The organism is Roseateles sp. GW821-FHT09G09, assembly GCF_059415965.1.
Window position 1 is genome coordinate 596,461 of the sequence record NZ_JBWKOG010000004.1, and the last position, 17,239, is coordinate 613,699.

Annotated in this window: 16 protein-coding genes; 6 read left to right on the plus strand and 10 right to left on the minus strand. The window is 69.5% G+C overall.

Annotated features, from left to right (window positions below; genetic code table 11):
* Nucleotides 1–104: 104 nt before the first annotated feature.
* Entirely contained in the window at nt 105–2,279 is a 2,175-nt protein-coding gene (locus AC07O8_RS14030) for a TonB-dependent receptor domain-containing protein (RefSeq protein WP_495048600.1), read from the plus strand.
* A gap of 674 nt (nt 2,280–2,953) precedes the next feature.
* On the plus strand, nt 2,954–3,313 hold the full coding sequence (locus AC07O8_RS14035; protein ID WP_067281747.1) for a hypothetical protein: 360 nt from the start codon (nt 2,954–2,956) through the stop codon (nt 3,311–3,313).
* Nucleotides 3,314–3,426: 113 nt separating this feature from the next.
* On the opposite strand, the gene AC07O8_RS14040 is transcribed toward AC07O8_RS14035, so the two are convergent.
* The 3 genes from AC07O8_RS14040 to AC07O8_RS14050 form a co-directional block, all read right to left on the minus strand.
* Entirely contained in the window at nt 3,427–5,967 is a 2,541-nt protein-coding gene (locus tag AC07O8_RS14040) for a penicillin acylase family protein (RefSeq protein ID WP_495048601.1), read from the minus strand.
* A 217-nt stretch (nt 5,968–6,184) separates the two neighbouring features.
* Nucleotides 6,185–6,334 (minus strand): hypothetical protein, encoded by a 150-nt coding sequence (locus AC07O8_RS14045; RefSeq protein WP_377155956.1) that lies wholly within the window; start codon nt 6,332–6,334, stop codon nt 6,185–6,187.
* A gap of 92 nt (nt 6,335–6,426) precedes the next feature.
* Nucleotides 6,427–7,344 (minus strand): hypothetical protein, encoded by a 918-nt coding sequence (locus tag AC07O8_RS14050; protein WP_495048602.1) that lies wholly within the window; start codon nt 7,342–7,344, stop codon nt 6,427–6,429.
* A 283-nt stretch (nt 7,345–7,627) separates the two neighbouring features.
* Between AC07O8_RS14050 and dusA the strand changes: the two genes are divergently transcribed.
* The 3 genes from dusA to AC07O8_RS14065 all read left to right on the plus strand — a co-directional run bounded on the left by dusA (nt 7,628) and on the right by AC07O8_RS14065 (nt 10,004).
* The gene (dusA, locus tag AC07O8_RS14055) at nt 7,628–8,713 is read left to right on the plus strand and encodes a tRNA dihydrouridine(20/20a) synthase DusA (protein ID WP_495048603.1); all 1,086 of its coding nucleotides are present in this window, start codon (nt 7,628–7,630) and stop codon (nt 8,711–8,713) included.
* 25 nt (nt 8,714–8,738) lie between these two features.
* A complete protein-coding gene (locus AC07O8_RS14060) occupies nt 8,739–9,320 on the plus strand; it encodes a methylated-DNA--[protein]-cysteine S-methyltransferase (RefSeq protein ID WP_495048604.1) in 582 nt (193 codons plus the stop codon).
* Between the two features lie 78 nt (nt 9,321–9,398).
* On the plus strand, nt 9,399–10,004 hold the full coding sequence (locus tag AC07O8_RS14065; RefSeq protein ID WP_495048605.1) for a hypothetical protein: 606 nt from the start codon (nt 9,399–9,401) through the stop codon (nt 10,002–10,004).
* A gap of 30 nt (nt 10,005–10,034) precedes the next feature.
* Here AC07O8_RS14065 and AC07O8_RS14070 read toward each other — a convergent pair whose 3' ends face one another.
* From AC07O8_RS14070 to AC07O8_RS14100, 7 genes are all read right to left on the minus strand, one after another.
* Entirely contained in the window at nt 10,035–10,433 is a 399-nt protein-coding gene (locus AC07O8_RS14070; protein WP_495048606.1) for a cupin domain-containing protein, read from the minus strand.
* A 146-nt stretch (nt 10,434–10,579) separates the two neighbouring features.
* Nucleotides 10,580–11,392, minus strand: a complete 813-nt coding sequence (locus tag AC07O8_RS14075) for an AraC family transcriptional regulator (RefSeq protein WP_495048607.1) — start codon at nt 11,390–11,392, stop codon at nt 10,580–10,582.
* A gap of 16 nt (nt 11,393–11,408) precedes the next feature.
* The gene (locus AC07O8_RS14080) at nt 11,409–12,473 is read right to left on the minus strand and encodes a recombination-associated protein RdgC (RefSeq protein WP_495048608.1); all 1,065 of its coding nucleotides are present in this window, start codon (nt 12,471–12,473) and stop codon (nt 11,409–11,411) included.
* A gap of 139 nt (nt 12,474–12,612) precedes the next feature.
* Nucleotides 12,613–13,377, minus strand: coding sequence for a DsbA family oxidoreductase (locus tag AC07O8_RS14085; protein ID WP_495048609.1), 765 nt, complete (start codon nt 13,375–13,377; stop codon nt 12,613–12,615).
* A gap of 22 nt (nt 13,378–13,399) precedes the next feature.
* Nucleotides 13,400–14,395, minus strand: coding sequence for a succinylglutamate desuccinylase/aspartoacylase family protein (locus AC07O8_RS14090; RefSeq protein WP_495048610.1), 996 nt, complete (start codon nt 14,393–14,395; stop codon nt 13,400–13,402).
* 145 nt (nt 14,396–14,540) lie between these two features.
* Complete coding sequence (locus tag AC07O8_RS14095) at nt 14,541–15,506, minus strand: PIG-L deacetylase family protein (RefSeq protein ID WP_495048611.1); 966 nt, start codon at nt 15,504–15,506, stop codon at nt 14,541–14,543.
* A 225-nt stretch (nt 15,507–15,731) separates the two neighbouring features.
* Nucleotides 15,732–16,646 carry a DMT family transporter gene (locus AC07O8_RS14100; protein WP_495048612.1) on the minus strand — a complete coding sequence of 305 codons (915 nt, stop codon included), beginning with the start codon at nt 16,644–16,646 and terminating at the stop codon, nt 15,732–15,734.
* 124 nt (nt 16,647–16,770) lie between these two features.
* On the opposite strand from AC07O8_RS14100, the gene AC07O8_RS14105 reads away from it, so the two are divergent.
* Nucleotides 16,771–17,211: a DUF3052 domain-containing protein gene (locus AC07O8_RS14105; RefSeq protein ID WP_495048613.1), complete on the plus strand. Its 441-nt coding sequence runs from the start codon at nt 16,771–16,773 to the stop codon at nt 17,209–17,211.
* Nucleotides 17,212–17,239 lie beyond the last annotated feature (28 nt).

Below are 17,239 nucleotides of genomic sequence, written 5' to 3' on the forward strand. Positions count from 1 at the left end.
TTAAAAAGCAAAATCAGTCCTTCCGTCAAGTTCGAAGCGTCCAACGGTTCCGCCTTCTTCCCCTCGTCAGCACCCTGATCGCGTTCGCCGCCTGGGCGGATGAGGTGCCTGCGCCGAGTTCCGCGAGCGCCGCGCCCGCGCCAGCAGCGGCTGCCTCAGCACCCACCGTCACGCTGTCTCAAGTCACCGTCTACGGCGTGCGCAGCGTCGCTCCGGGCAAGACCACGATCACGCCCAACGAGATCGAGCGTCAGCAGGCGCTGACCGTCCAGCAGTTGCTCGACAACCTCCCGGGCGTCGACCTCAACGGCAGCTTCCGCCCCGGCGGCCAGAGCCTGAACATGTGGGGCTTCGGCGATGTCGAGGACATCCGCGTGCAGCTCGACGGCGCCAACAAGGGCTTCGAGAAGTATCGGCAGGGATCGATCTTCATCGAGCCCGAACTGATCAAGCGCATCACCGTCGACAAGGGTGCCCACTCGGTGCGTTACGGCAACGGCGGCTTCGGCGGCACGGTGCTGGTCGAGAGCAAGGACGCCGAGGACCTGCTGCGCCCCGGCGAGCGCATCGGTGGTCTGGCCAAGCTCGGCTGGGCGAGCAACGACGACCAGCGCGTCGTGTCGGGCAGCGTCTTCGCCCGCGCCGAGCCGGGCGCCGCGCTGCCCTGGCAGTTCCTGGTCGCCGTCACCGGACGCGACTCCGGCAACCAGGAGCGCGCCGATCACACCGTCTACGAGTTCTCCGAGACCCACAGCCGCTCCGCGCTCGCGAAGCTGACGCTGCAGCTCGGGGAGAGCCGGCTGACGCTCTCCGACATCGAAGGCCGCAGCAAGGCCTGGGCGCCGTTCGCCGCCAAGCGCGACGAGGTGCCAGCGCCAACGCCCGCCGAGATCGCGAAGTACGGCGAGCGCGAAGCCTGGCTCCGCAAGGTGCTGTGGCGCGACCAGACCGACCGCACGCAGTCGCTGCTGTGGAGCTATGCGCCCGCGTCGCAGCCGCTGCTGGACCTGCAGGTGCGGCTGACCCAGTCGTCCAGCCGCCAGGACGACCAGCGCCCCGACAGCATCACCAGCGACTTCGCGGCCAGCCTCGGCAAGGAGAGCCACGCGACCTACCGCGACCGCCAGATCGACGTGACCAACACCGCGCGTTTCGACCTCGGCGGCGTGACGCACGCGCTGGCCACGGGCCTGCAGGCGCAGCGGCATGACCGCGACACGCTGATGTTCCTGCACACCCGCACCGGGGACGCCAGCTACAACTACGGCTGGCTGCAGCCGTACTACATGCCGTCCGGCGAGCAGCGCACCGTCTCCGGCTGGGTGGAGGACGAGTTGCGCCTCGGCGCCTGGACCGTCACGCCGGGCCTGCGCTACGACCAGGTCCGCACGGCGGGGCAGCCGAACTTCGCGCCGCGCTACAACGACCCGGCCGCCGGCCACGACTACAGCGCCGTCTATCACAGCGGCTGGTCGCAGCACCTGTCGGCGAAGTGGCAGGCCACGGCCGCCACGGCGCTGTTCGCGGACGCCGGCAAGACCTGGCGCGCGCCGGTGATCGACGAGCTCTTCGAGGTCCAGTCCGCCGCGAGCAGCGCGCCGGCCACCAGCCGCGGCCTGCGCAAGGAGCGCGTCACCGCCTTGCGCGGCGGCCTGAAGCACGAGCGCACCGACTGGCTCAGCAGCGGCGACGCGCTGGCCGCGACCTTCACCGTCTTCCGCAACCTCGTGCACGACAACATCCACAAGCGCTTCGGCATCTTCGTGGAGCCCGGCACCGAGCGTCCGCCCAACATGCCGTTCTACCGGAACCTGCCCGGCTACCGCAGCGAGGGCGCGGAGGCGGAGACGCACTACGAGCAACGGCGCGGCTTCGCCAGCGTGTCGCTGGCCTGGATGCGGGGCGAGCATCGCGGCTCCATCCGCGACCCGTGGGCGACGAAGAACCAGCCGCTGATCGACATCGGCGCGCCCAAGGCGGTCGTCGTGATCGGCGGGAAGTGGCCGTCGCTGGGATTGGCCGCGGGCTGGCAGGGGAAGTTCGTCGCCGCGCAGAACAAGGTGCCGGACGACGAGGTCGTGCCCTACGCGCTGCCGCCGGCCAAGGGCTACGGGCTGCACGGGCTCTTCGCGCAGTGGCAGGGCCGCGGCGCGTGGGCGGACACGAAGGTGCAGCTCGCGGTCGACAACCTCTTCAACCGCAGCGTGCAGCCCTACCTGGCCGAGCAGGTCTATGCGCCGGGTCGCAACATCAAGCTGACCTTCAGCCAACGCCTGTGAAGGCGAGGGCGCTCAGCGCCCGAATGCACCGCGACCCGTCATGACGGTCGTGACCTTCGGCACGCGGAGCGCCTGCAGCAAGCCCTGACCCCTCAAGCGTGGGGGCGCGCTCTGCAAGCGCTTTCTCCACACTCCGCGACCGGCGGCCAAAGCGTCGTCTCCTCCACTTTCGGGACCACTTCATGAGCAGATCCGGTGTGCGTGTCGTCGACATGACGGCCCGCCTGGGCGGTCTGGCCATCGGCCAGACCGGCGCGACCTTGTCCACCACGGAATCCCGCCAGGCGATCGCGCTGAGCACGACGCCGGGCATGCCCACCATCGATTGGGTGCGTCCGCCGTATCCCAACGACGACCTCGCCGCCGCCGACGGCCCCGCTGGTCTGCTGGTGATCGTCGGACCGGGTTCGGTCCACGGCGCGCTGGACCTGCTGCGCCGCGCCTGGGCCGCCGAGGTGCCGGCCGTGCGCCTGCTGCTGATGCCCAGCGCCATCGTCGAGGAGATGACCCTCGTGCCGATGGTGACGGCGGACACGCCGTCCACGCTGCTCTACCGGTTGCCCGACAGCAGCCCCGAGACGCTGTGGTTCGTCCTGATCGAGGAATTCAACAAGCTGACGAGCCGCTTCGGGCTCACCTCCCTGCAACCCACCCCCTCCCTGAACAAAGACCCCATGAGCAATCTGAAGCAGTCCATCGACGCCGCCATGACCATCGACGGCGCACTGGCCGCCGCGCTGGTCGACTTCCGCAGCGGCATGTGCCTGGCCCAGGCCGGCACCGCCGTGAACCTGGACCTGGCCGCGGCCGGCAACACGCAGGTGGTGCGCGCCAAGCTGCAGACCATGGAGTCGCTGGGCCTGCGCAAGGGCATCGAGGACATCCTGATCACGCTGACGGACCAGTACCACCTGATCCGCCTGGTGCCCAACAACGCCGGCCTGTTCCTGTACCTGGTGCTGGACAAGAACAAGGGCAACCTGGCCCTGGCCCGCTACAAGCTCACCGAGATCGAGCGCGCGCTGCAGGTCTGACCCAGACGTTCCCCCCCACCCGATCGCTCCCGCGATCGGGCGCCACGGCCGGCCGCGCCGCCTCGATGTCGAGGCGGTCGGCCGGCTGTGTCGTCGTGGGCCCGCGTGCCGGGTCACTCGCTGATCGTCTTCGTCGAGAAGGCCGTGTCCTTCGCGATGTCGGCCTCCGAGAACGGCACCTTCTGCCACTGTCCCGCGCTGTAGGCGCGCGTGTAGTCGCTGTAGTGCGCGGAGGCCGGATCGTCCGACTGCGAGAAGGTCAGGAAGGTGTAGGCCTCGACGCCTTCGCCAGGGAAGCGGACCACCTGCATGTAGCTGTTGGCGCTGGTCGCGGTGTTGAGGTCGTAGCCGCCCTGGTCCAGCCGGCTGAGCGCGCAGGCCACCGTGTAGTAGCCCTGCGGCTGGCCGCAGCCGCCGAAGAGCGGGATCTTCTCGGCGCCGCGCGTGGCGAAGAGCGTTTCGCCGCGCGTCGCGTTGAGCGCGAAACCGCTGGCCTGCACGCGCAGGATCGCCGCGCCGAACGCCTGCTGCAGCGTCGTCTTCACGGCGGGGTTCAGGTCGCGCGGCGTGTGCAGCGGGTCGGCGCTGCTGAAGGGCACCGCGAACAGCGTGGCCTCGGGAATGCGCGACGCGCGCGTCCAGAACTCGTCCCACACATGCGCGCCGCGTGATGCGAGCAGCGCCTTGCCGTCCCACGCCTGCAGCACCGCGCAGGCCTCGGTCGGATCGACGCTGCGCGCCGGGCTGAAGGTCTCGCCCGTGGCGGGATCGCCGCTCACGGTGAAGGCCGCCGGCGGCGCGCAGAACATCGCGACCGCCTGGTCGCGGAAGAGCTCCGAGGTCAGCGTGCGGCTGTTGAGCACCATGGCGCGCACGGTCTCGCTGGTGGCCTTGTTGCCGGCGTAACCGTCGGTACCGGCCAGGCGTCCCTGCGCCAGCAGATGGGCCAGTCGCGTGCGGAAGCTGACCGAGGTCGTGCCGGCCGGCCCGAGCACGTCCGGATAGCCGGTCAGCGGCGCGGCCGTGTTGGCGAGCCAGTAGCTGTCGTTGCTGTTGAGGACGTAGTCGTCGCGCAGCAGGCTGGGCATGCGCGCGGGGCCGAGCGCGCCGGGCTGCTTCGAGTCCGGATCGCTCTGCCAGTCGCAGCTGCTCTTGGAGCCGTCCAGCACCGGCGTGCGCGGCAGCGCGGCGCTGAGCGCGGCGGTCAAGGGCGTCGCGCAGCTCGCGAGCTGCGAGGCCGAGACATTGGGCATCGCGCCGATGTCGGCGTACCAGGCCTGTCCGCTGCCGCGCGCGACGGCGACGGTGTTGACCCAGGGGATGGAGGACTCCTCGCGCTGGATGGCGGCGAGCTCGTCCAGCGTCTTGGCCTGGCTCCAGCGCAGCCAGACGCGGAACACGCGGTGGTTGTCGCCGTTGATGTCCCGGATCGCGAAGACGGTGTTCGTGTTCCAGCCCAGGGCGGCGTTGAGCGGGCCGAGGTTGACGATGGGGCCGTACTGCGATTCGTAGAGCGTGCGCGAGACCGGCGTCACGCTGCCGTCGGCCTGCTTGACCTGCACGGTGAGGGCGCGCGCCGTCATCTTCACGGCGGCGCCGTCGCGCTGGTAGCTGGTCGGATCGCCGGGCGTCAGCGTGAGCTGGAACAGCCCGTAGCGGCGCGCGGTGGAGACGGTGTGGCTCCAGGCGACGTTGTCGGTGTAGCCGATCTGGATGACCGGGACCGCCAGGAAGGACGTGCCGGCGACGTTGAGCTCGCCGGGGATGGTGAGCTGCGCCTGGTAGAAGCGGTCGGGGCCGCGCCAGTACCAGTGCGGATTGCCGAACAGCAGCGGGCTGCCGTCGCCGGTCGCGGCGGTGCCGAAGCCGATCATGTTGCTGCCCACGCCGTCGCTGCCGCCGACCTGGAAGTCGGGCAGGTGCGCCCTGGCGATGGCGAGCGGTCGCGGCGCCGCGGTGCGCGCGCGGCGCGTGGCCTGCGGCTTGGCAGAGGCCATCGTGGGTGTCGCGGCGGCGGGCGGCGTCGCGTTGGCGATCTGCGCGACGAAGTTGCTGTAGCCCGCCGCGAAGTGGGCGGCGTACATGCGGCGGAAGATGTCGGTGTCCGTGACCGGCACGACCCAGGCCTCGTTGCGGCAGGCCGCGTGGGCGGTGGGTTCGGCGCCGGTCTTGATCTCGCGGACGTAGCGGTTGTAGCCGGCGGCGAAGCCGGCGACGAGCTGCTTGAGCTTGTCGGGCTGCGCGGCGATCAGGCGCTGCATCGCGTCGTCGTTGAGGACGTGGCGGTGATAGAAGTCCGAGTCCAGGTTCTTCGGCTGGCCGATGGTGCCCTGGAAGGGGACGACGGCGTCGGCGCCGAAGTGGCGCGAGCGTTCGCCGCGGAAGGTGAGCATCGAGTTGGCGATGGTGCACAGGTCGTCCTGGGCCTGCGCGTAGCCGTAGCCGTAACCGGCGCCGCCCCAGTCGGCGGCCTTGATGTGGGGCACGCCCAGGGCGGTGCGCCGGATCTCGGCGCTGTACCTGGCGGCGGGTGTGCCGCCATCGTCGCCGTCGTCATCGCCGCCGCAGCCCGCAAGCAGCGCGGCCGATCCGACGGCGATCGCCAAGGTCAATGCACCCAGCGGCCTGCTGCCGCCTCGAACGGAAAGTCGCATGTCTTGTCTCCCTGTGCTCTGGTGATCGGCACGCCCGGGCGTGCCGGTTCGACACAAGCATAGAGGCTTGGATGCAGTGACCTGCATCGGTTTGTGTAGGGGGAGTGACTCACACGAAGGTGTGTCCCCCGTTTAATCGCCCTTCGAGGGCGAATCGACTTCGCTACGACCATTACGAAGACTACGACGAGGAGGACGAGTGAACGCCTTGAGGCGCTCAATGCCGCTTGAAGTACTGCACCTCCCGCTCATGCTTCTCGGCGGCCTCGCGGGTGTCGAAGGTGCCGAGGTTGCGGCGTTTGCCCGTTTTCGGATCGGGGTTGCGGGAGTACAGGCGGTACTGGCCGTTGCTGAGCTTGCGGATCATGGCGTGCTCCTGATGCGCGAATGGCCGCGAGGGCCGGATGCATGCAGTCTTCGCCGTTCCCGGGTCGGTGTCTGTAGGACGAGGGGCCGCCGCTAGCGAGCCGCCGCCGACACGGGCGCCGCCGAGCGCCCCGGCAGCAGCGAGGCGCGCGTCTCAGCCTGGCGCGCATAGTCCTCGTAGGCGCGTGTCGCCTCGGCCGCATCGCGGCTGCGCAGCATGGCCACGACCGAGCCCTGCCTCGTGAGCGATACAAGGTACTGCGAGCTCTCGGCGCTCCAGACCAGGCGCGCCACCTCGTCGCCGAAGCGGGCGCGACGCAGGGTCTCGACGGCGGAACCTGCCGCGCGCGGCTCCACGGATTCGCCCGATGTCGCGGAGATCTCGCGCGCCGCCATGAGCGTGTCGTTCCTCGGCGATGGCGCGCGGGCGATGACGTCCGGATCAGGTGAGCCAATGGCGGCGATGGCCACGGGCACGGGCACGGGCACCGGCACGCGAGACGCAGGCGCCGTGAAAGGCGACGTCGAGGGCACCGTCGTCGGCAGGGGAATCGTCGCAATCGTCGACGCCGTCGCCTGCCCGACCGTCGCCGGCATCTGCTGACCGAGCAGCACCGGGCGTCCCACCTCGCCGAGGCCGGCCATGCGGCGGAAGCTGTCGTAGCTGCGCCAGGCCTCGGCCTCGTCGTTGAAACTGAGCGTGCGCCGCAGCGTGCCCTGCTGCGTCACGGCCGCGTAGTACTTCCTTGGGAGCGTCGTCCGCGCCCAGACCTGGATGGCGATGTCGGCGACCTCGGCATGCCGGGTCACGACCACGGTCTTGGCGGCCATCCGCTTGCGCAGGTCGGCGATGTCGGCAAGTTCGGATTTCGCCAGGTTGGGCGCCGGCTCGGTCGCCGAGGAAGCCGCCGTCGCTGGCTTTGCTGCCTTCGCAGCCGTCGTTGCCGTGATTGCCTTGGCCGTCCTGGGCTTCGTAAGTGCCTGCGTCGCGTGCGCCGACGGCAGCGCCATTCCCGCGGCGATGAGCAGCGCAGGGACGGCGCCGCGAAGGCGCAGGAGGCCCCTGGCAAAGCCAGGCGGGCGACGGAACGGAGACATCGGACGTGGAGCAGGAGACCGCGGAGGCGCGGGGATGGTACGACGTACGCAAGCCGGGGCGTCGCCGCATTCGAGGGCTTCGATGCAATTGGAAACAATCGACTGCCTCGAAGGAGGCGTTGACGGCGCCGATGTGGGGTGCAGCCGACAAGCCCCGTCGGGCGCCCGCTCGCGGGCATCGCGGGATAATCGCCCCATGTCCTCGAAGTTTTCCCCTTGGCGCCTGTCCGTTGCACCGATGCTGGACTGGACGACCGCCGACTGCCGGTATCTCCATCGGCTGCTGACCCGCCACACGCTGCTCTACACCGAGATGGTAACGACCGGCGCGATCCTGCATGGCGACAAGCCCCGGCACCTCGATTTCAACGCGCAGGAACACCCGGTCGCGTTGCAGCTTGGCGGCTCGGAGCCGGCCGATCTCGCCGCCTGCGCGAAGCTGGCCGAGCAGTGGGGCTACGACGAGGTCAACCTGAACTGCGGCTGCCCCAGTGAACGCGTCCAGCGCGGCGCGTTCGGCGCCTGCCTGATGGCGGAGCCGGCGCTGGTCGCCGACGGCGTCAAGGCGATGCACGACGCGGTCGCGATTCCGGTCACCGTCAAGCACCGCATCGGCATCGACCGGATCGAGAGCTACGACTTCGTGCGCGACTTCGTCGGCCAGGTCGCCGAGGCCGGCTGCGAGGTCTTCCTCGTCCATGCGCGCAACGCGTGGCTGCAAGGCCTGTCGCCCAAGGAGAACCGCGACATCCCACCGCTGCGGTATGAACTCGTCCACCGCCTCAAGCGCGAGTTCCCGCATCTGACCATCGCCATCAACGGCGGCCTCAAGACGGACGACGAGATCGCCGCGCAGCTCGACCATGTCGACGGCGTGATGGTCGGTCGGCAGGCCTATCACGAGCCCTGGCAGATGGCGCAGTGGGACCAGCGCTTCTTCGGCGAGTCGCAGGCGCCGGTCGCGAGCCGCGAGGCGGTCGAGGCGCAGTGGCTGGACTATCTCGACCGGCAGGTGGCGCTCGGCCGACCGTGGTCGCAGGCGATGCGGCATGCGCTCGGCCTGTGGAACGGCCTGCCCGGCGCGCGCCGCTGGCGCCAGGTGTGGTCGGACCACAAGCTCAAGGCGATGGCGCCGCGCGAGGTCGCGAAGCTCGCCACCGCCGCGCGCCTGCAGGCCGCCGAGATCGCGATGCAGCATCCCGCGTTCAAGCCGCCGGTCGACGCGTCGATCGATCCGGCCTCGCCAGTTTCGCCGGCCTCGCCGGTTCCTGTCACGAACTGACCGCGTCGCGGATCAGCATTGCCCCATGGCGCCGCAGGTGTTCTTCCATTGCTATCCGACGGTGCTCGGCCACTGCGGCATCGCGTGGACGGAGCGCGGCATCGTCGCTTCGCAGTTGCCGGAAGAGAGCCTGTCCGTCACGCGCGACCGCATGTGGGTGCGCTTCCCCGCTGCGCGCGAGGAGGCGGATTTCGAGCTCCTGCCCGAAGCGGTGAAGCAGGCCTGCCTCGGCGTGCGCGCGCTGCTCGACGGCGAGTCGCGCGACCTGCTCGAGATCGAACTCGACGACAGCGCGGTCCCGGCCTTCGATCGCGAGGTGCTGGCGTTCACGCGGCGCATCCCGGTCGGGCAGACGCTGACCTACGGCGAGGTGGCGGCGCGGCTCGGGCAGCCGAACGCCGCGCGCGCCGTCGGCCGCGCGGAGGGCCACAACCCGTTCGCGCCCATCGTGCCCTGCCATCGCGTGATGGGCGCGCCGGCGGCGGGCAAGGCGGCGAACCTGACGGGCTTCTCCGCGCCGGGCGGCGTCGCGACCAAGCTGAAGATCCTCGCGATCGAGGCCCGGGCGACCGGGCAGCAGGTGGGCGAACAGCAGGATCTGTTCTAGCGCGCTTGTTCGCGCAGAGGCGAACGGTCGTTGTCATCTGCACACTGAGTGGCTCCTTGCGATTTCCAGGAGCTCCTCTTGCTGAACTGTTTGTCCCTCGCCACTTCTGCTGACACGACGTCGATCCTGACGCGCGATGGTTCGCCATCCGCCACCACGACGTCGTCCGTCGAACGAGCAAAGCAGACCGACCTGGCTCACGCCCTGGTCAAGAAAATGATCGACGAGGAAGCCACCTGGGGCGATCCCACCCTGCGCACCGCGTCGATGACCACCCTGGCGATCGTGGCCGTCGAGATGAAGGACCTGGACGGCACGGAGGTGACGGTGCTGCCGGCCAGCGCGAGCGGCTCGATGGAACGTCCCGTCGATCCTCCGAACTCTCGAACCTTGCGCGTCCTCCACTCGGACAAGGGCATGCAGAGCGAGGTGATGGTGGCGATCACGGAACGCTTCGGCTGTGAGATCACCTGGGTCGCTTTCGACAGACCGGGCTTCGAAGGATTCGCCGATCTGCTGTGCCAGGTGTTGCGGCGTCGTGCACAGGGGCGTCAGGACGAGCTGCCTTCTCAGGACGAGTTCGACCAGTTCAGGAAGTCGCTCCGCGACGCCCTGTTCCGGCTCGTCGACGTGAACCCGGCGGAGATGCTGCGTCTGATGGGGCAGGATGGGCGGACGCGGTGACCGACATCGGCCGCCGGTCGACGACGCAGCTCAGACCCAGCGGTCGTTCGGTTGCGTGCGCTCGTTGTGCGCTTCGCCGGTATTGACCACGCCGCGCGGCTCGATGACCAGGATATGCGTCTCCCGTTCGGCGCTGGGCTTGTGCTCCACGCCGCGCGGGACGACGAACAGCTCGCCCGCGCGCAGCGTGACCGCGCCGTCGCGGAAGTCCAGGCGCAGCTCGCCGGCCACGACGAGGAAGGCTTCGTCGGTCTCGGCATGCGCGTGCCACATGAACTCGCCTTCGACCTTGGCGATCTTGAACTGGTAGTCGTTGATCTCGGCCACCACGCGCTGCGACCACTGCTCGTGCAGCAGTGAGAGCTTGTCGGCGAGGTTGACGGCGCGGTAGCCCCGCGGCGAGGTCGGAAGGGAGGCAGGGCTTGTCATGGCGTTCAAGGCGTTCAGCGCGAAGAAATCTGATGGAGCGCCCATCTTGTCGACCGGCCCTCGCTGCGTCTTGAACGATCGTGCGTCCAGTTCGAACTCGAACTCGAACTCGAACTCGAGTCCTAGCTCTAGCTTTAGCCCTGGCCCTATTTGCCTGTCATGCGCAGCCATCGTGCCGGCGTGACACCGAAGGCGCTTGCGAACTGACGCGTCAGATGGCTCTGGTCCGCGAAGCCGGCGTGGACCGCGCAGTCCGCGAGCGCTTGCCCGGAGAGCATCAAGCGGCGCGCGAGGTCCAGCCGCCGCAAGGTGAGGTAGCGATACGGACTGGTGCCGAAGCTCGCGCGGAAGTCGCGCGAGAGGCTCCATCGATCGCGGCCCGCGACCCTGGCCAGCTCATCCAGCGTGACGACGCCGTCAAGGCGATCGTCCATGTACTCGCGCGCGACCTGGGCGGCGCGGTAGTCGCCGCGCAGTCGCCGCGGCGACGAGCCCGCCGCAAGTTGCAGCGCGGTGGCGAGTGTCAGCAGCCCGTCGTCCTGCTCCAGCGCGTCAAGCGGCGCGGCGAGCTGCGCCAGCAGCGCGCGTGTGGCACGGGCGAGCCGGGGATCGGTCGACACGCCGCCCGGCACGAAGGGAAGGGCCACGCCGCCGAGCATCTCCTGCAGCCGCGCCGGCGCCAGGTAGAGCATGCGATAGCGGAAACCGGCGTCGGTGCCCGCGTGCCCATCGTGGAGTTCGTCCGGATGCAGCACGACCGTGTGCCCGGCAAGGCTGTGCCGCAGCGACGCGCGATAGGTGAAGGACTGGACGCCGGCCAGCGTCGTGCCGATCGCGTAGGTGTCGTGGCGATGCGGCGTGTAGGCCTCGCCATGAAAAAAGGCCTCGAGTCGATGGAGGCCGTCCTGGCCCGCGCCGTGACGCACCCAGTCGGTGTCCGCGGCGGGGGCGTGCGTCATGGCAGGCTCTGCGGACTCAGTCCCAGGGCGCCGCTTCAGCGGCGAGGTCTTCGTCCTTCGCGGGCGAGGCCGTCTTGGACGCCTTCGCTCCGGCGGCTTCGGATGCCGATGCCGATGCCGATGCCGCCGGCTTGGCCGCCGCGCCCCCTGGCGCATGTTCCGCCGCGATCTTGGCCGACTGGCCGATGAAGTCGAGCTCGCCGCCCAGTCCTTCGATCATGTCGGGGATCAGCTGCGCGAGTTCGCCGGTGGCCAGCGCCGCATCGACGTCGAAGGCCTCGTCCTTGGCCGGCTTGTCGCGGCCGTCGAAGACCACGTCCAGGAACTTGATGCCCTTGATCTGCATCGTGTCCGTCAGCGTGAAGGAGACGCGCTCCTTCCAGGTCATCGCCAGGCGCGTGGGCATCTTGCCGCTGGTCAGGTGCGCCTTGACCTCGTCGGTGTCCAGGTTGTGGCGGGCGTAGCGCACGGCGGCCTTCATCTCGTCGGCGGCCTTGAGCTCGCAGTCGCGGTCGATGACGAACTCCGCCGGCGGCACGCCGTCCATCAGCCACGCGGCCATGCAGGCGGCCGGCGATTCGGCGCTCTGCAGCAGGTGCAGGTTGATCGACGAGTCGGCCTTCACCAGCAGCGTGATCAGCTCGTCGGCCTTGCCGATGGAGCCCGCGTCCACCATCAGGAAGCCCTGCTTGGGGGAGATCCACACCCGCAGGTGGGACTGCAGCGTGAAGGCGCGGGGCAGCAGCTCCAGCGTGGCCTGCTCCTTCATGTCGCGCTGCTGCTTCTTGCCGGGACGGCGGCCGGTCTCGAGCTCGATGCGCTCGACCATCTCGTCGACCTTCTCGCGCACCACCGAACCGGGCAGCACGCGCTTTTCCATGCGCAGGCTCAGCAGCCAGTGGTCGCCGATCTCTTCCAGCAGCCGGGCGCCCGGTTCGCCACGCGGCGGCACCCAGCCGGCGGACAGCGCTTCCGTGGCGCCGCAGGGGGCGAAACGCTCGTTCTCGAGGGCCTCCTCGAGCTTCTCGACGTTGGGCTGCCAATCGGCGGCCAGACGGTAAACGATCAGGTTCTTGAACATACGGACGAAAACTCGCGACAACGACAGACGACAGCAATGAAAACGGGGCCACGCGGACGACGCGGGCCCCGTTCAAACGATGAGGGATTGTCTCAGGTCTGGCGGTCGTGCCGGCAGCGGAACAACCCCCTTGCGTACGTTACGTCGCCTGCACTTGCTGTTCGCTCGCGATCTGGCGCAATGCCTGTTCGAAGGCCTCCGGCGGCTGGCCGCCCGAGATCAGGTACTTCTCGTTGATCACGACCGCCGGCACCGAGCTGATGCCGCGGCTCTGCCACAGCGACTCGGCGTCGCGCACCTCGTCGGCGAACTCGCCGCTGTCCAGGACGCGCGCCGCCTCGGCGGCGTCGAGGCCGATCTCGCGCGCCGTGTCCAGCAGCGTCTCGCGATCGCCCGGGTTCTTGCCGTGGGTGTGATACGCGGTCAGCAGCGCGAGCTTCAGGTCGCGCTGCGCCCGTGCCGATTGCAGCCCGGCCCAGTGCAGCAGGCGGTGCGCGTCGAAGGTGTTCCAAACGCGGCTGCGCGCGCCTTCGGTGAAGGTGAAGCCGACGTCGGCGCCGCGCTGCTTCAGATGCGCGCGGATGTCCTTGCGCTGCTCGGGCGTCGAGCGGTACTTGCGCGTCAGGTGTTCCTCGATGTCCTCGCCCTCGGGGACCATCTGCGGGTTCAGCTCGAAGGGCTGGAAGTGCATGTCGACCTGCACCTCCGGCACGCGCGCCAGGGCGGTCTCCAGCGACTTCAGGCCGACGGCGCACCAGGGGCAGGCGACGTCGGAGACGAAGTCGATGCGCAGCGGCTGGAGGGGGCTCGGCGGCTGGGCGGAAGCAGCAGCGGAGGCGCCGGCGGAAGACGCGTTGGTGCCAGCGGAGGTGTCAGCGGGGGTGTCAGCGGGGGTGTGGTTCATGCCGCCCACTCTAGCCAGAAGCTCAAGTCAACACGCGGTCGCTGGGCTTTGCCAGGTAGAACCACTCGTGGCCGGGTTGCGCGTTGTTGTTCGGGAAGACGATGCGGCCGCCGGAGGGCGCCAGCACCGGCGTGCCGTCGGCGCGGGTGCCGATGCGTTCGCCCTCGGCGATCGCGTCGAAGCTGGCCCAGGCGCGGGTGAAGGTGTCCTCCGGGCTCTCACGGTCGACGACCTCATAGAGCTGCAGCAGCTCGACGGGGCGCTTGGGGTCGGCGAGCTCGACGCCCTCGGGCGAGATCATGCCCAGCAGCACCAGCGTGCGCAGGATCGCCTTGAAGGCGACCTCGGGGCCCTGCGGATCGGCGTGCTGGCCGCATTCGAGCGTGATGCAGTAGCCGCCGGTGCTGCGCATGTATTCGGTGGTGCCGACGCCGTAGTGCGGGTCCTGCTGCAGCGCCATCTTGCGCGAGCCGTCCGCGGCCTTGTCGGCGCGGCGCTTCAGGCCCAGCGCGTAGGTCGACAACCAGCCCTCGACCAGGCGCGAGGTGCCCACGGCCAGCGCCAGCGCGGTCTCGGCGGCCTGGTGGCGGAAGGGCTCCAGGTCGCCGTCGTTGTCGCGCGGGCCGATCATCGCGAAGGCCGGACCGGGGTTGTTGAAGCTGTGCAGGTCCAGCAGCACGTCGCACGCGGCGATCCACGGGCACAGGCGGTTGGCGATGCGGTCCTCGAAGTCCTGCGGGATCGGGTTGACGCGCAGGTTGCGGTTCAGGTTGCGTTCGCCCTCGCGGCGCTGCAGGCGATGGGCCAGCGGATTGACCACGGGGATCATCGTCAGCGTGCCCTTGCGCAGCGTCAGCGCGCCCTCGTCCAGCATCGCGATCACGCGCTGGATCGCGCCGACGCCGGCGACCTCGTTGCCGTGCACGGCGGCCGTCACCAGTAGCTTGGGACCGGGTTGGAGGCCGGCGAACTGGTGGACGCGGAGGTGGGTCGGATGATCGGTGCGGGCGTCGCTCATGGCGTGGCGGAAGGGCTCGAAAAGGAATCCGAAGCATAGGCCCGCAGGAGGCCGCGCACCGTCCCCGCGTGCGCGTCGCGTATGCCGAAAGCGCGGGCAGCGATGAGTTGAAGTTGGGAGGCGCCCAGCCTTGCGCCGGGATGCGTCAGGCGCTGAGCAGCGCGTCCGGATCGAGCGGCGCGTCGCAGGACCAGTGCGTGTTGGGCAGCTCGCCGGCGGCGGAGCCATCGACCCAGCGCGTCAGGCGGTACAGCGTGCCGAAGGCGAAGTCCGGCGGTGCTTCGCCCGGACCGGCGAGCAGTTCGCCGCCGCGGCGCACGTTGTCGGCCATCCAGGCCGGCAGGCGCAGGTGATAGGGGTTGCGGGCGATCTCGCCGTGGTGGCAGGCCAGGGCGCGCACCAGCAGCGCGGTGTCGCGCTGGCCGGTCTCCACGAGCGTCGTGGGTGCGGGCTGGGTGGCCCAGAACTCGGTGTGCGCGAAGACGGTGGAGATCTTCGCCTGCGCGAGCGCCTCGCTCACCAGCAGGTGCACGCCGATGTGCGTCGGGATGCCGTCGCCGGCGTGCGGCACGAGGATCAGCGCGGGCTGCTCGGCCGCCAGCAATTCGGCGACCAGCCGGACCTGCTGCTGCCAGAGCGGCGTGCGCGCGGCGGCGGCTTCCGGCTTCACCTGCTCGAAGCCGTCGGCGGCCAGCAGGCGCAGGTCGAAGCCCAGCACGTCGCAGGCGGCGCCGAGCTCGGTCCAGCGCTCGGCGCGGCGGTCCTGCCTGCTGCCCAAGGTCACGGCGATGTTGGTGACCCGCCAGCCGGCTTCCTGGCGCAGCCGCAACGGCAGCGCGCCGACGATGCATTCGTCGTCCGGATGCGGCGCGAAGACCAGCACGTGCGGCGGTCTGGTACCGGAACCAGGCGGCGTCGACGTCGGCGCCAACGGACTCACACCGGTACGCACGGGTTGCCGCAGGAGGGCATACCAGCTGGCGATCCAGCTTTCCCAGTCGGCCTGGCTGACGACTTGGCTGACGACCTGGTTGTCGACCTGGCTGACGGCGGGGCTGACGGCGGTCGGAAAGGCAGGCGCAGAGGCCGTGGAAGGGGCGGTCGCGTTCATCGGCGAGAAGTTGGCGGCTCGGGCGCGAGGCGTCCGGGCAGGTTCGATCGACCCATCTTAGCGGGCCGGATCGCCGAATGGTATTACATTGGTAGTAAAACTAGATGGAGACCGGTGTAATCCCGGAGAAGACCGGTTGGACCGTCTGGCGACACCGCCGGCCCCCGGTGCCCGAAGACAGAACCTGACGCTGCCGGCGGTCGTCGGGACGCGGCGTCGATGACATCAGGACGCGGCGCGTCCGGGCCAGGTCGCCAGCACGACGCCGCCCAGCGCCAGCGCGTAGGCGAGCAACTGGGTGCCGCTCATCTGCTCCCCGAGCAGGAACAGTCCGATGAGCGCGGTCGAGATCGGCAGGAACACCATGAAGACGCCGGCCTTCGCCGCGCTGACGTGCTGCAGGCCCTTCATCCAGAGCCAGACGGTGACGGTGCTGGCGGCGATGGCATAGAAGAGCAGCAGGCCCCAGTCCTTGACGGCGACGGTGGCGAAATCGAAGTCGACGGCTTGCCAGAGCCCCAGCGGCGTGACGAGGATCAGGCCCCAGAGGTTGATCAGCGCGCTGATGCGGCGCGGCGGCAGGTCGGCGGTGAGTTTCTTGCCGATCACGACGTAGCTGGCCTCGCAACACATGGCCCCGACCAACAGCAACGCTCCCCAGGCGGAGGTGTCGCCGAGGTGTTCACCGCCACCATGGCGATCGAGCGCGACCATCGCGATGCCGCCCACCGCCATCGCGATGCCGAACAGCGTGCGCGGCGCGATGCGTTCGCGCAGGAAGATCCAGCTCATCAGCGCGACGGTGGCCGGGATGCCGGCCATGATCACGCCCGCCACGACGGCCGAGCTGTGCTTCATCCCGAACAGCAGGCAGATCGAGAACAGGAAGTTCCCGAAGAAGGATTCGAGGAAGAGCAGGAAGCGCGTGCGGCCGGTGAGCGGCTTCTCGGCCGGGCCGCGCCTGAGCCACGGCAGCATGAACACGGCGGCCATGCCGAAACGCAGGAAGGCCAGCAGGAAGACCGGGAACACGACGACCAGCAGCTTGGACAGGCCGACGTAGCTGCCGATCACGCTGGTGCTGGCGGCCAGGCTCAGATAGGAGAGCCACGGGACGTGATGGCCGGGGGAGGCGATCATTCCGGAGCTTGCGTCGGCTGCCGGGGAGGGCGTCGCGGAGGACGTCGTGGCGGTCGCGGGTTTCCGGTCGGTTGTGGCGCTGGACATGGTGGGTGATGATGCCCGACGCAGGGAGGGGTCAGACATGGCGACAGGGGTGGGAGCGACGTCGGCGGGTTACTCGGGAACGCCCCTCGCACGCAAGCTGGGCATTCAGGCGGGCAGCTCGCTGTGGACACTGAGTGCGCCCGAGGGCTACGAGGACTGGCTCGCGCCGATGCCCGAGGGCGTCGCACGCGCGAAGCAGCCGTCGGCGACCGTCGACGTCGCGCATGTGTTCCTCGTCGAACGTGAGGACCTTGCGCATCAGTTGAAGGCCTTGCGAGGCAAACTGCGCGACGACGCCGCGCTGTGGATCTCGTGGCCGAAGAAGGCCTCGAGGGTTCCGACCACGATCACCGAGGATGTCATCCGCGAGGAGTGTCTGCCGCTCGGCTGGGTCGACGTGAAGGTCTGCGCCGTCAGCGCGGTGTGGTCTGGCCTCAAGCTCGTCGTACGCAAAGAACTGCGGGCAGTCAGCAAGTGATCGGGGACGGCTGGTCGCGGGGTTCTGG

What these genes read in the sequence shown, in the direction of transcription:
- AC07O8_RS14035 (WP_067281747.1), top strand. Translation starts at nt 2,954, where the DNA reads ATGAGCAATCTGAAGCAGTCCATCGACGCCGCCATGACCATCGACGGC.
- AC07O8_RS14040 (WP_495048601.1), bottom strand. Translation starts at nt 5,967, where the DNA reads ATGCGACTTTCCGTTCGAGGCGGCAGCAGGCCGCTGGGTGCATTGACC.
- AC07O8_RS14045 (WP_377155956.1), bottom strand. Translation starts at nt 6,334, where the DNA reads ATGATCCGCAAGCTCAGCAACGGCCAGTACCGCCTGTACTCCCGCAAC.
- AC07O8_RS14050 (WP_495048602.1), bottom strand. Translation starts at nt 7,344, where the DNA reads ATGGCGCTGCCGTCGGCGCACGCGACGCAGGCACTTACGAAGCCCAGG.
- dusA (WP_495048603.1), top strand. Translation starts at nt 7,628, where the DNA reads ATGTCCTCGAAGTTTTCCCCTTGGCGCCTGTCCGTTGCACCGATGCTG.
- AC07O8_RS14060 (WP_495048604.1), top strand. Translation starts at nt 8,739, where the DNA reads ATGGCGCCGCAGGTGTTCTTCCATTGCTATCCGACGGTGCTCGGCCAC.
- AC07O8_RS14070 (WP_495048606.1), bottom strand. Translation starts at nt 10,433, where the DNA reads ATGACAAGCCCTGCCTCCCTTCCGACCTCGCCGCGGGGCTACCGCGCC.
- AC07O8_RS14075 (WP_495048607.1), bottom strand. Translation starts at nt 11,392, where the DNA reads ATGACGCACGCCCCCGCCGCGGACACCGACTGGGTGCGTCACGGCGCG.
- AC07O8_RS14080 (WP_495048608.1), bottom strand. Translation starts at nt 12,473, where the DNA reads ATGTTCAAGAACCTGATCGTTTACCGTCTGGCCGCCGATTGGCAGCCC.
- AC07O8_RS14085 (WP_495048609.1), bottom strand. Translation starts at nt 13,377, where the DNA reads ATGAACCACACCCCCGCTGACACCCCCGCTGACACCTCCGCTGGCACC.
- AC07O8_RS14090 (WP_495048610.1), bottom strand. Translation starts at nt 14,395, where the DNA reads ATGAGCGACGCCCGCACCGATCATCCGACCCACCTCCGCGTCCACCAG.
- AC07O8_RS14095 (WP_495048611.1), bottom strand. Translation starts at nt 15,506, where the DNA reads ATGAACGCGACCGCCCCTTCCACGGCCTCTGCGCCTGCCTTTCCGACC.
- AC07O8_RS14100 (WP_495048612.1), bottom strand. Translation starts at nt 16,646, where the DNA reads ATGATCGCCTCCCCCGGCCATCACGTCCCGTGGCTCTCCTATCTGAGC.
- AC07O8_RS14105 (WP_495048613.1), top strand. Translation starts at nt 16,771, where the DNA reads ATGGCGACAGGGGTGGGAGCGACGTCGGCGGGTTACTCGGGAACGCCC.